Consider the following 12146-nt stretch of genomic DNA (forward strand, 5'->3'; position numbering starts at 1 on the left):
GCAAGGAGCATCAACATGGAGCTGGTAATTACCGCCAATCCCACCCCTGAGTGCTATCTCATCTCCGTGACCGGCGAGGTCGACATCTCCAACGCGTCCAAGCTGCGCGACGCCATCGACTTTGCCCTTGAGCAGCCCACCGAGGAGGTCAAGCTGGACTTTGCCGAGGTCTCCTACATCGACTCCACCGGCATTGGCGTGCTGGTTGGCGCGGCTCATCACGCGGAAGAGCACGGCAAGCGCTTTGTCGCCGTCAACGCCCAGCCCGGCGTCTTGCGCGTGGCGCAGCTGCTTGGCCTTGACAAGGAGATCGGCATCACCGCTGCGTAAGGTTCGCCTCCGCGCAGCGTAAAGCTTGCGTAAGTCCATGCTCGGAAGCGTAAGCGTTGGTTATACTAATAAAGTTGTCTATTTTCGAGGCTCGGCGCCCTTGCGACGGGTCTTGGTGTACCGAGAATTCTTGGAGGCGCCGTGTTTGGAATCAGTTCCACGGAGCTGATGATCATTGTGATCTTTGGTTTCCTGCTATTTGGACCCGACAAGCTCCCGCAGATTGGCCGCACGCTTGGCCGTGCCCTTCGCCAGTTCCGCGAGACGCAGGAGAAGATGACCTCTGTGGTTCAGTCCGAGGTCATCGATCCCATGACCGCAGCTGCAGCGGCTCCGGTCAAGCCCAAGAAGAGCGGATCCTCGTCCACCTCTTCCACGGCAGAAGACGATAGCGACCTTGATTCCGTGGGCGAGCCCACGCCGCGCCGCAAGGAAACGTTCGCCGAGCGCCGCGCCCGCCTCGCCGCCGAGAAGGCCGAGAAGGAAGCTGCTGCCGCCCAGGCGGAGGCCACCGAGTCTGGCAACGCGAGCGATGAGGCTTCTGCTGCCGACGCCGCGCCCGCCGCTGCGACCGCCGGTCAGTCCGTCGATGCTGCCGACCAGCCTGAGCCCGCTGAGGAGGAGCCCGCGGTCCGCACCACCGAGGACCTCTACGCCCGCCGTCCCCGCAAGCGCAAGGCCGCTGCCGACGCGCCTGCGACCGATGACGCCGCCGATTCCTCGTCCGCCGACGCCTCTGCAGAAGGGGGTGAGCAGTAATGCCCATCGGACCCGCGCGAATGCCGCTGTTTGACCACTTGGGTGAGCTGCGTCGCCGCCTGACCATTGTGGTGGTCTCCGTTCTTTCCGCCTCCCTTGTCCTGTACTTCGCCACGCCTACCGTGATCGATATCCTGCAGGATCCCATCCGCGAGTTCGCGGACGAGTTCTACGTCATGACGGCGCTGGGCGGCTTCAGCCTGCGATTCTCCATCGCGTTCAAGCTTGCCCTTGTTATGTGCACGCCCATGATCATCTGGCAGATCCTCGCGTTCTTTTTGCCCGCGCTCAAGCCCAACGAACGCCGTTGGGTGGTTCCCACCATCGTGAGTGCCACCGCGCTGTTCTTCCTGGGCGTTATCTTCTGCTATTTCGTGATCATCAACCCCGCCTTTGGTTTCCTTATCGGTGAATCCGAGGCGATCGGCACGGCCATGCCCATGCTGGAGGACTACATCAATATCGAGCTTCTCCTCATGATCGGCTTTGGCGTCGCGTTCGAGTTGCCGCTTATCGTCTTCTACCTTGCGGTGTTCCACATCGTCCCGTATGTCAAGTTCCGTGAGGCATGGCGTTACGTCTACGTTGTGCTGCTGGTTGTTGCCGGCTGCGTCACGCCCGACGCTTCGCCTGTCACCATGGCGTATATGTACGCGGCAATGCTGGCGCTGTACGAGATCGCGCTTGCCGTGACCCGTATCGTCATTGTTAAGCGCGAAGGTAAAGCCGGCCTCAAAGAGGGTCGCTTGAGCCTGTTTGATGATGACGAGGACGAAGAGGAGTAATAGAGACGCATGCATGAACTCGGAATTGTTTCCGGAATTCTAGATGTGGCTTGCAAGACGGCGCGTGAGGCGGGAGCTTCGCGCGTCGTTTCCGTTACCGTGCGAATCGGCGACATGTGCGAGACCGTTCCGGAGGCCATGGATTTTGCTTGGGAGGCCCTGCGCGAGGAGGACCCCCTTACCCTTGAGAGCGAGATGATCGTGGAGCGGGTGCACCCTCGCAGCGCCTGCGTGCAATGCGGCGAGGAGTTCGACCACGACCGCTTCCATTGCCGGTGCCCTAAGTGCGGCAGCGGGCAGACCATGTTGCTGCGCGGCCGCGAGTTGGATATTGTGTCGCTTGAGATAGAGACTCCGGACGAGGATGAACCGTCCGCGGGCGATGCGGTCACGGGCGACGTCGATTCCGCGTGCGGCGCCGCGCCGAGCGATGTCGCGCCGAGCGATGCCGCCGATCCTCGTCCACAAGCCAATCTGTAAGAAAGAAGGATCCATGTCCGAGAAGACCATAGGTATCGAGAGCCCTATCCTGTCGCGCAATGAGCGCCTGGCGACCCAGCTGCGCGAGCGCTTTGCCAAGCACCAGATCTTTGTGGTGAACGTGCTTTCCAGCCCTGGCTCCGGCAAGACATCGACCATCCTGGCGACCAACGAGCGCCTGCGCGATCGCTACCGCTGCGCCGTGATCGAGGGCGACATCGCCTCCGACGTCGACGCCATCACCATGAAGGAAGCGGGCATGCCTGCCATCCAGATCAACACGGGCGGGCTGTGCCATCTTGAGGGCAACATGATCAACCAGGCCGTCGATGCATTCGAGGCGGGCGTTGGCCTGGACAATATCGACGTCATCTTTATCGAGAACGTGGGCAACCTGGTGTGCCCCGTGGACTTTGATTTGGGGGAGAACCTGTCCATCATGATTCTCTCCGTGCCGGAGGGCGACGATAAACCGTTGAAGTATCCCGGTATCTTCCAGCACGCGGGCGCGCTGCTGCTCAACAAGGTCGACGTCGCCCCCGCGTTCGATTTCGATATGGACGAGTACAACCACACGCTCGACAACCTCAACCCGCAGGCGCCGCGCTTTAGCGTGAGCGCAGTGCGCGGACAGGGCATGGACGAGTGGTGCGCCTGGCTGGCTGAGCAGATCGAGGCCGCGAAGTAGGTTTTCGGCGTAAAATGTCCGGCTTTTCGCACTTTCTATGGCTGAACAGCGGCAAGGATGTGCAAATCTGCAGGATAATTGCATGCATTTTTGAAAATCAAGCGCTATATCGTCCTGATAAGAAATTTATAAGCTGGGAAAATCATGAGAGCAAGGGCGGGCTACTTCCCAAAAATAAAAAACGATGCAATTAGCCTTCCGAATTGCACATGGAGCATGCCGATTCCGCCAAAAGCGACGCGAAGCTGTTGAGAATGTAGCGCTCCTTCGGTCCGCCGGCCACCGAGCTTGTGGCTTGGCGCGGGCGCGGGGGAATCGGCGGTAACTTCATGCGTGTTTCGCGAACTCGTATTTAGTCGCTATACTGCTGACCATACATGAACGTATAGCGAAGGAGCCCCGTTGAAGCTCGTCATTGCAGAGAAAAACATCGCTGCGCAGAAAATTGCGCAGCTTCTAGCTACCGGCAAGCCTAAAAACGACAAGGTTTACAACACGCCCGTCTATCGTTTCGACGTGGAGGGCGAGGAGTGGGTGTCCATGGGCCTTGCCGGCCATATCCTGGCGCCGGACTTTCCAGATGAGATCCTCTTCGATAAGAAGGAGGGGTGGTACTCGCTGACCGAAGACGGCGAGGTGCTGAACGCCCAGGTACCGGACGGTCTTGCCCGCCCGCCGTACGACACCAAGCGCAAGCCGTTCCTTGCCAACGGCATCAACATCAAGGGTTGGAAGGTCGAGAGCCTGCCCTACCTTACGTGGGCACCCATCATCAAGAATCCTGCGGAGAAAGAGATCATCCGCGTTCTCAAGAACCTGGCGAAGAAAGCCGACTCCGTGGTGATCGCGACGGACTTCGACCGCGAGGGTGAGCTCATTGGATCGGACGCCTTGTCTTGCGTGCGCGAGGTGGCGCCCGATGTGCCCGTGAGCCGCGCCCGTTACTCCGCGCTTATTAAGGGCGAGGTGACCGAGGCGTTCAACAATTTGGTTGAGCTTGATCAGAACCTGGCGGATGCGGGCGAGAGCCGTCAATACATCGACCTTATCTGGGGCGCGGTGCTGACCCGCTACCTTACGCTCGCCAAGTTCGGCGGTTTTGGCAACGTTCGATCCGCTGGCCGCGTGCAGACGCCCACGCTTGCCCTGGTGGTAGAGCGTGAGCGCGAGCGCATGGCGTTTGTGCCAGAGGATTACTGGCAGATTCGCGGCATGGCGGCAGCCAAGGGTGCGGACTTCAAGATCAGCCACGCAACGGCGCGCTTTACGGACAAAGATGCCGCTCAAACCGCTTTTGGCCATGTGGACGGCGTCGTAGCCGGAACCGTTACCGATGTCGCCAAGCGCTCGCGCAAGCAGCAGCCCCCGGTGCCGTTCAACACCACCTCCTTGCAGGCGGCGGCGGCCGCAGAGGGAATCAGCCCCGCTCGCACCATGCGAATCGCCGAGAGCCTCTATATGAGCGGTCTTATCTCCTACCCGCGCGTCGACAACACCGTCTACCCGCGCTCACTCGACCTCGAGGGCATCGTGAAGGGCTTGGCGGCGAATTCGCCGGCTCTGGCGCCCGTGTGCAAGAAGGTCTTGGCCGGCCCCATGAAGCCCACGCGCGGCAAGACGGAGACCACCGATCACCCGCCCATTCACCCTACGGGCCAGGGCGACCCCACCACGCTCGATGGCGGTCAGCTCAAGCTCTACAACCTCATCGCCCGCCGCTTCCTGGCTACGCTTATGGGTCCCGCGACCATCGAGAACACCAAGGTGTCCATCGATGTTGCCGGCGAACCCTTCGCTGCCTCCGGTGACGTGCTGGTGGATGCCGGATTCCGCGAAGCCTACCCGTATGGCCTCAAGCGCGACGAGCAGCTGCCCGCGCTGGACGCCGGCGATGTGGTGGACGTGCACGACGTCAACCTGGAGGCCAAGCAGACCGAGCCGCCCGCACGCTACAGCCAGGGCAAGCTGGTCCAGGAGATGGAGAAGCGCGGCCTGGGCACCAAGTCCACGCGCGCGAGCATCATCGAGCGCCTGTACCAGGTTCGCTATCTCAAGAACGATCCCATCGAGCCCAGCCAGCTGGGTATGGCCATCATCGATGCGCTCTCGCAGTTCGCGCCTCGTATCACCACGCCGGAAATGACGGCGGAGCTGGACGAGGACATGACGCATGTGGCAGAGGGCCAGGACACGCAGACCCATGTGGTCGACCACTCCCGCGCGCTGCTGGCGGGCATGCTCGACAACCTTATCGAGCATAAGGACGATCTGGGCGAGGCCATCAGCGACGCCGTCACGGCAGACGCCCGCGTGGGCGCATGTCCCAAGTGCGGCAAGGACCTGGTGATGAAGCAGAGCGCCAAGACCCGCGGCAGCTTTATCGGTTGCATGGGCTGGCCGGATTGCGACGTCACCTATCCCGTGCCCAGCGGCGTCAAGGTGAGCCCGCTTGAGGGCGACGCGGCGGTGTGTCCGGAGTGCGGCGCCCCTCGCATCAAGTGCCAGCCGTTCCGCCAAAAGGCCTATGAGCAGTGCGTGAACCCCAAGTGCCCCACCAACTACGAACCCGACCTCAAGGTTGGCGAGTGCTCCGTGTGCGCCGAGGCGGGCCGTCGTGGCGACCTGATCGCGCATAAGAGCGAAAAGAGCGGCAAGCGCTTTATCCGCTGCTCCAACTACGAGGAGTGCGGCGTGTCCTATCCGCTGCCCGCTCGCGGCAAGCTTGAGGCGACTGGCGAGGTCTGCGAGCACTGCGGCGCGCCCGTGGTTGTGGTAGAGACCGCTCGCGGTCCGTGGCGCATCTGCGTCAACATGGACTGCCCAGGCAAGGAGAAGAAGGAAAAGCCCGCCCGCGGTGCCAAGGGCGCTGCAGCCAAGGGGTCTACAGCCAAGAAGACCCCGGCAAAGAAGGCCTCCTCGTCCAAAAAGGCAACGGCGAAAAAGCCCGCCGCTAAAAAGACGACGTCCAAGAAGTCCTCGTCCGCTCAATAGCCTCGTTAGAATGCGGGCCGTCCAATCAGGGCGATTTGCAGCAAGAAGAAAGCCCGCCGGGTCCAAATAGTCCGGCGGGCTTTCTTGTGAGCGTCTTTTGGCGGTTCGCGTATGGACGAGAAATGGCCGCCGTACGCAGAGTTAGTTCAGCAGATTCTTCTCGATCCATGCCGCGACGCCGTCTTCTTGCACCGTTGCGGTGATCTCATCGGCGCGCTCTTTGATGAATCCGTCCGCATTGCCCATGGCGACAAAGTGGTTGGAACGGCCCGTCAGGGAAATGTCGTTGCCGGAATCGCCAAAGGCAACCGCGCGAGCGGGATCTATGCCAAGCTTCCAGCACAGGAGCTCGAGGGCCGACCCCTTGTTGACGCCGACCCCGGTAATCTCGAGTTCCGTGGCGTTGAGGATGGCGATATCGAGGTCCTTGTGAACGCGCGTGAGCTCGGAGAAAGCGGCATCGGTGTCTTCGGCGGAGTCGAAGGCGCATCCGAACTTCTGCACCTTGGAGGTTTTGGGCAGGTCTTCTACCAGCTTGTAGATGGAGGGGACGATATTCATATCGGTGCGGGACGCGAACGCCTCGATGGGGTTGAAGCCAAAGCGCTCCATCACGCTCTTGCCCTCGCCGGTATCCGTATCGCTCGCATCGGCGGCGGCCGACGTCACGCCGGGGTCGGAGAAGGCCCCCAATCCCATCTCTGCCATGTGAAGGACCTTTTTCTCCTCCACATAGGGGGTGTCATCGATAAATGTGCTCCAAGAGACCTTGTCGCCAAGTTCACGCATTAGCTTGAGCGCCAGCTGCTTGTCGATTGGCCGGCAAAGCGAGGGCTGATCGCCCTGCATGTCGACGATCTGGGCGCCGTTGACCGTGATGCCCCAATCGAGCCACGGCGCGCTTTTAAGCTGATCACCCAGCATGGCGACGGGACGGCCCGTGGCGACGGCGATGGTGATGCCGCGATCATGCGCGGCTTGAAATGCGCGGTAGACGCGCTGGGTGATCTCTTGCTTGAATGGGATACCAAAGACGGTTCCATCGAGATCGAACGCGATGAGGTCAAATGCAGCCATAGTTCCCCCTGCTTAATTCCCCTGGCAGACACAATCCATGCAATGGTACTCTGCGAAGCGGCGCGGGCGGTGCACAATTGGCGTAACCCATGAGAATGCCCATAGCTTGCGTTGCGTGTCCGCTCATCGCGTATCATGGATACATGACTGAAAGCAAGCGAGATTGATTGGAGCCCCATGTCCTCGCTTTCGCATATACAAGACGGCGCGCATGCCCCCTTGCGTCTGCGCGATGCAGCGGGCGAGCGCGAGCTGCCACCATTTATAACCCTTGAGGGCGTAGACGGCGTGGGTAAGTCCACGCAGGCGCGGCTTTTGGTGCTGGCGCTCGAGCACGCCGGCATCGACGTGCTGCATCTGCGCGAGCCGGGCGGTGCGGCGATTTCTGAGAAGATCCGCGCGTTGTTGCTCGATCCCGCTAACAGCGAGATGGGCGATGTATGCGAGCTTTTGCTGTACGAGGCCGCCCGCGCGCAGCTGGTGCACCAGGTGATAGAGCCCGCTTTGGCGGCGGGTACGTTGGTGGTGTGCGACCGCTTCTATGATTCGACCACGGCCTACCAGGCGCATGCCGCCGGCCTTGATACGTCTATGGTCGAACAAGCGAACAGCTTGGCCGTCAACGGGTGCCATCCCGCACTGACGCTGGTCTTCGATTTAGACCCCGCTGTCGCGCAGCGCCGGTCCGCGCGAACCGATGCGGACCGCATGGAGGCCAAGGGCATGGCCTATCAGCAGCGCGTGGCAAGTGGGTTTAGGGAGATCGCCAAGCAGGATCCCCAGCGCGTGAAGATCATCGATGCCTCGGGCGATATCAAGTGCGTATTTGCCCAGGTGCGCGCCCAGCTTGGTGCCGCGGGCATTGATTTGGACGAGGAAGACGTGGCCTATGCCCTAGATAGCTTTGGGGATTCGGCCGCCTTGGGCAGGGCGGGGGAGGCTGATCGCGCATGACCACGGTCCCCGATCACTCGCTGCTTGCCCGTCTTGACACCCAGCCCCGCGTGCGCGATTTCATCTCCCGCGCGGTGGCATCGGGCAGGGCGAGTCATGCCTACCTCTTTTTGGGCGCCCCCGGTTCTGGAAAGCTCGATGCCGCTTGGGCTCTTGCCCAGGCCCTGCTGTGCGAGCGGGCGGGGGAGGACGGCGATGCATCGTCCACATTAGCGGGCGCTGCGTGCGGCAGTTGCGACGCGTGCGTTCGCGTGGCGCGCCATACGCATCCGGACGTTCATCTGCTGGCGCCTGAATCCGCGACCGGCTACTTGATCAACCAGACCCGTGAGCTGCTGGAGGACGTTGCCCTGGCGCCCATCCGCGCCCGCGGCAAGGTCTACATCATCGACCGTGCCGAACAGCTGCGCGCCAACACGGCCAACGCGCTGCTTAAAACGCTTGAGGAGCCGCCGGCGGGCGTGACGTTTATTTTGCTGGGAACAAGCACAGAGGTGATTTTGCCCACCATTGTGTCGCGCTGCCAGTGCGTGCCGTTTCGCACGGTCTCGCCGGTGCGCGCCGCGGAGGCGGTCGAGCGCGCTACAGGCACGTCCCCGGAGCGCTGCCGCATGGCGGTGTCCGTTGCCGGCAGCCCCGCGCGCGCTATCGAGTTTCTCAAGAACGCGGAGAGGCAGGAGGCCCGTCGTCAGATGGTGAGGGCGATAGATTCGCTGCGCCATGCGGACGAGGCGGACGTTCTCTTGATCGCTAAAGACCTTATGGTTGCCATCAACGCGCCGCTCGCAGAAGTGAAGTCGACCCAGCAGGCGATTTTGGAGCAAAATGCCGATTATCTCTCACGTGGAGCTATGAAGCAGCTTGAGGACCGAAACAAGCGCGAGCTGTCCGCCCGTGAGCGTTCGGGTATCATGGAAGCGCTGGCGAGTGCTCGCTCGCTTCTTCGAGACGTGCTCATGCGGTTGCAGGGCGATCCCGCTCCGGCCATGAACGGAGACGTGGAGGACATCATCGACCGCTTGTGCTCGGCCGCAACCGTAACCGGCGCGACCGCCGCCTTGGACGCCGTCGCCTCTGCCGAGAGATGCATCGCCCGCAACGTAACCCCCCAGCTGGCCATCGAGGTCATGCTTTTCGATATCAGGAAGGCTCTCACATGCCCGTAGTTGTTCCCGTTAAGTTCGCGTTTGCGTCGCGCGATCTATGGTTCGACCCGCAGGGGATCGATGTCCTGGCCGGCGATCATGCGATCTGTTCAACTGAGCGCGGAACCGAGATAGGTTTGGTTACCGCCGATCCCTTCGACGTTCCCGCATCTGAGCTCGCAGCTCCCTTAAAACCCGTTTTGCGCGTTGCGTCGGACGAGGACCTTGACCACGCCGATGATCTTGCTCGCATGGGCGAGGACGCCATGTATGATTTCCGCCGCTTGGTAGAGCAAAACGAGCTCGATATGAAGCCCGTGGGCGTTGAATACCTGTTTGGCGGTGAGAAGGCGGTCTTCTACTTTGCCGCTGAGGACCGCGTCGATTTTCGCCAGCTGGTCCGCGACCTGTCCGCTTTCTTCCATATTCGAGTCGACATGCGCCAGATTGGCGTGCGCGACGAGACCCGCCTTATTGGTGGGTATGCCACGTGCGGTCAGGAATTGTGCTGCGCGCGTTTTGGCGGTCAGTTTGAGCCCGTCTCCATCCGTATGGCGAAGGAGCAGGACCTGCCGCTGAACTCGTCCAAAATCTCTGGTGTGTGCGGCCGCCTCATGTGCTGCCTGCGTTATGAGTTTGAGGCGTACAAGGACTTTAAGAGCCGTGCTCCCAAAAAGAAGGCGATCATCGATACGCCGCTGGGCAAGGCGCGCGTGCAAGAATACAACACCCCGCGCGAGGAGCTGATCTTGCGCCTTGAGAGCGGCAAGGTCTTCCGCGTGAGCCTGGCGGACATGACATGCTCGGACTCCTGCAAGAAGAAGTCCGCGGAATCCGGCTGTTCTTCTTGCCGTCCGGATTGTGTGACGCGCGACGTGCTCGAGAAGATCGAGTCTCCCGACATTGCCCTGGCGCTGCTGGAGCTTGACCGCGAGCGCGGCGTGGACGTGGGCGACGGCCTGGATCGCGCCGATCGCATTGTGGCTAGCGGTCCCACGCCTCGCCGCCGTCGCATGCGCGAGGAGGAAGCTGCCAAATTTGGCGGCGGTGCCGCCGCGAACAAGCCCAAGGCCGCTAAATCCGCCAAGGCAAAGCAGGCAAAAGCCGTCGAGTCAGCGCCGGAGGGCGCCACGCCGCGCCGCCGTCGTCGCCGTAACGCGGGCGAGGCCGCGGAGCAGGCCGCGCAGCAGGGCCAGCAGCGTACATCCACGCAGGGTCAGCGCGGTCCGGCGCGCTCCCAGGCGTCCGATCAGCAGGCACAGCCCTCGCGCCGCCGTCGCCGCCATCTATCCGGCGAGGAGCGAGACGACGCGTTCCGCGCGGCAGCGATGCGCGATGAGGTCAAGCGCGCAAACAAGGCATCCGAGGATAAGGGCGAGGGTGCTTCCGCGAAGAGCCGCCGCAAGCATACCGCTCAGAAGCCCGATGTGCCTTCCGTTGCCGAGCAGCTTTCTTCTGGCAAAGTCAAGGTGACGCGCAGGCGTCCCGGTGATGGTGGCGGCGCGGCTGCGGAGAAGAAGTCTCCCGCTCCTCAGGACGGTTCGCGCCAGGATGTGGCGCCCGACCAGCAGGCGCAGAAGCGTCGCCGCCGCCGTCGTTCGCGCAAGCCAAAGCAAGATGGCGGCGCGTCGAACGGGGACGGTGCTTCTTCAAGCGCGGAATAGCACCTTTGAATAACCCCTTTGCCGCCGGGGTACATGAACATGCAACGACCTCTCCCGCACCTGTGTACGGGGGAGGTCTGTTTGTATGGATATCAGCTGGCTGTGTTCGTCATTCGAGGAGTTGAAGGCCTGTTCTGGAGCATCGCGCGAAGCGTTGTTGGAGACGCTGTCGCCCACGCGGTGCGCCGGCTGCGAAAGGCCCGGCGTGCTATTGTGCGATGATTGCCTAAATAAGCTTGTTCTTATAGATCCGGAAGAGTCTTGCACGCTGTGCGGCGCCCCCTATGGGCGCGTTTTGTGCACGGAATGTCGCGGTGCGGTCTCATCGCTCGACCGCTGTTTGGCTTGCGCGCTCTTTAGCGGCGCCCTGCCGCGGGTGATTCGCGCGTATAAGGATGGTGGCGAGCGCCGGCTTGCCCGCGTGATCGCGGAGCTCTTGCTTGATACGGCGCTGCACGCGCAGGTTGCGGCGCCCGATCGCTACGGGGGCATTCTTGCAGATGCGGACTTCATCACGTTTGTCCCTGCGACCAAAAGCGCGTATCGCCGCCGCGGGTTTGACCACATGGAGGCCATCGCGCGCTCGCTGGGCTCCATGGCGGGCGTTGCCGTGTGCGACTGCATAATCAAGCATGGCAGCTCTGACCAGAGAAAGATGGGGAGAGAAGGGCGCTTGGCAACGGCGCGAAGTATCTACGAGGTGCCGGATATCGTCCAAAAAAACGTGTACGGCGCGAGGCTTCTGCTGATAGATGACGTCATTACCACCGGCGCCACCATGACGGCAGCGGCGGCGGTGCTCAAAGGGGCGGGGGCGGTCCATGTCGACGGTCTCGCCGCGGCGCGCGTGCTTTGATGCGATGCCCCCGCGCTTGCCGTCCTGCGCGCAGGTTCGCGTGTGCGGTGGGCGTGGAAAAGATTACACACCCCTTCTACCTGCGATAATTGAACAAAACCTGTTATAATTGCCCCTTGTTCCTCCCAGGCTGTGGTTGCGGACGGATGCCGACGGCGCCGTCTTAGTCCATGACAGACGCGGTCAAAGGGATCCACGTAAGCGTCCGCGTGCGCGCGGAAGCGATCATGGCGCGTCCTAGAAGTAAGCCGTACCGTCCGTTTTATTCTTATGGGGCAATAGGTGCCTCGCGGGCGAGCGGGCTAGTAGTGATGCCGTCGCGGCGGTTGAGCGAACGTTCCGGTGCGCAAGTGTGGGGTCAAAGATCAGGTCAGCTGGGAGGACGCTTTGCAAGCATGCCACGCCCGCGCTGCTGTC

General features: G+C 62.0%; 11 protein-coding genes. 10 read left to right on the top strand and 1 reads right to left on the bottom strand.

The features are described from left to right. Positions 1-15: 15 nt before the first annotated feature. The 6 genes from B3H65_RS06175 (at position 16) to B3H65_RS06200 (ending at position 6033) form a co-directional block, all read left to right on the top strand. Positions 16-330 carry an STAS domain-containing protein gene (locus tag B3H65_RS06175; protein WP_286684555.1) on the top strand — a complete coding sequence of 105 codons (315 nt, stop codon included), beginning with the start codon at positions 16-18 and terminating at the stop codon, positions 328-330. A gap of 141 nt (positions 331-471) precedes the next feature. Further along, positions 472-1089: a Sec-independent protein translocase subunit TatA/TatB gene (locus tag B3H65_RS06180; RefSeq protein ID WP_286684556.1), complete on the top strand. Its 618-nt coding sequence runs from the start codon at positions 472-474 to the stop codon at positions 1087-1089. Next, positions 1089-1874, top strand: coding sequence for a twin-arginine translocase subunit TatC (tatC, locus tag B3H65_RS06185; RefSeq protein ID WP_009140844.1), 786 nt, complete (start codon positions 1089-1091; stop codon positions 1872-1874). The genes B3H65_RS06180 and tatC overlap by 1 nt, the downstream gene beginning before the upstream one ends. A gap of 9 nt (positions 1875-1883) precedes the next feature. Continuing rightward, a complete protein-coding gene (locus B3H65_RS06190) occupies positions 1884-2354 on the top strand; it encodes a hydrogenase maturation nickel metallochaperone HypA (RefSeq protein ID WP_286684557.1) in 471 nt (156 codons plus the stop codon). Between the two features lie 13 nt (positions 2355-2367). Beyond that, positions 2368-3042, top strand: coding sequence for a hydrogenase nickel incorporation protein HypB (hypB, locus tag B3H65_RS06195; protein WP_009140842.1), 675 nt, complete (start codon positions 2368-2370; stop codon positions 3040-3042). A 402-nt stretch (positions 3043-3444) separates the two neighbouring features. Next, complete coding sequence (locus B3H65_RS06200) at positions 3445-6033, top strand: DNA topoisomerase I (protein WP_286684558.1); 2589 nt, start codon at positions 3445-3447, stop codon at positions 6031-6033. A gap of 141 nt (positions 6034-6174) precedes the next feature. Here the strand turns inward: B3H65_RS06200 and B3H65_RS06205 are convergent, their stop codons facing one another. After that, positions 6175-7110, bottom strand: a complete 936-nt coding sequence (locus B3H65_RS06205; protein WP_286684559.1) for an HAD hydrolase family protein — start codon at positions 7108-7110, stop codon at positions 6175-6177. A gap of 177 nt (positions 7111-7287) precedes the next feature. On the opposite strand from B3H65_RS06205, the gene tmk reads away from it, so the two are divergent. The 4 genes from tmk (at position 7288) to B3H65_RS06225 (ending at position 11729) form a co-directional block, all read left to right on the top strand. Beyond that, positions 7288-8064 carry a dTMP kinase gene (tmk, locus tag B3H65_RS06210; protein ID WP_286684560.1) on the top strand — a complete coding sequence of 259 codons (777 nt, stop codon included), beginning with the start codon at positions 7288-7290 and terminating at the stop codon, positions 8062-8064. Beyond that, positions 8061-9230 carry an ATP-binding protein gene (locus B3H65_RS06215; protein ID WP_286684561.1) on the top strand — a complete coding sequence of 390 codons (1170 nt, stop codon included), beginning with the start codon at positions 8061-8063 and terminating at the stop codon, positions 9228-9230. Before tmk ends, B3H65_RS06215 begins: the two co-directional genes overlap by 4 nt. Then, positions 9221-10873 carry a PSP1 domain-containing protein gene (locus tag B3H65_RS06220; RefSeq protein ID WP_286684562.1) on the top strand — a complete coding sequence of 551 codons (1653 nt, stop codon included), beginning with the start codon at positions 9221-9223 and terminating at the stop codon, positions 10871-10873. Before B3H65_RS06215 ends, B3H65_RS06220 begins: the two co-directional genes overlap by 10 nt. Positions 10874-10958: 85 nt before the next feature. Continuing rightward, positions 10959-11729, top strand: a complete 771-nt coding sequence (locus B3H65_RS06225) for a ComF family protein (RefSeq protein WP_286684563.1) — start codon at positions 10959-10961, stop codon at positions 11727-11729. Positions 11730-12146 lie beyond the last annotated feature (417 nt).

The sequence above is a fragment of the Collinsella sp. UBA1693 genome (genome assembly GCF_002320115.1).
GTDB classification, from domain to species: Bacteria; Actinomycetota; Coriobacteriia; order Coriobacteriales; family Coriobacteriaceae; genus Collinsella; species Collinsella tanakaei.

What these genes read in the sequence shown, in the direction of transcription:
- B3H65_RS06175 (WP_286684555.1), top strand. Translation starts at nt 16, where the DNA reads ATGGAGCTGGTAATTACCGCCAATCCCACCCCTGAGTGCTATCTCATC.
- tatC (WP_009140844.1), top strand. Translation starts at nt 1,089, where the DNA reads ATGCCCATCGGACCCGCGCGAATGCCGCTGTTTGACCACTTGGGTGAG.
- B3H65_RS06190 (WP_286684557.1), top strand. Translation starts at nt 1,884, where the DNA reads ATGCATGAACTCGGAATTGTTTCCGGAATTCTAGATGTGGCTTGCAAG.
- hypB (WP_009140842.1), top strand. Translation starts at nt 2,368, where the DNA reads ATGTCCGAGAAGACCATAGGTATCGAGAGCCCTATCCTGTCGCGCAAT.
- B3H65_RS06205 (WP_286684559.1), bottom strand. Translation starts at nt 7,110, where the DNA reads ATGGCTGCATTTGACCTCATCGCGTTCGATCTCGATGGAACCGTCTTT.
- tmk (WP_286684560.1), top strand. Translation starts at nt 7,288, where the DNA reads ATGTCCTCGCTTTCGCATATACAAGACGGCGCGCATGCCCCCTTGCGT.
- B3H65_RS06215 (WP_286684561.1), top strand. Translation starts at nt 8,061, where the DNA reads ATGACCACGGTCCCCGATCACTCGCTGCTTGCCCGTCTTGACACCCAG.
- B3H65_RS06220 (WP_286684562.1), top strand. Translation starts at nt 9,221, where the DNA reads ATGCCCGTAGTTGTTCCCGTTAAGTTCGCGTTTGCGTCGCGCGATCTA.
- B3H65_RS06225 (WP_286684563.1), top strand. Translation starts at nt 10,959, where the DNA reads ATGGATATCAGCTGGCTGTGTTCGTCATTCGAGGAGTTGAAGGCCTGT.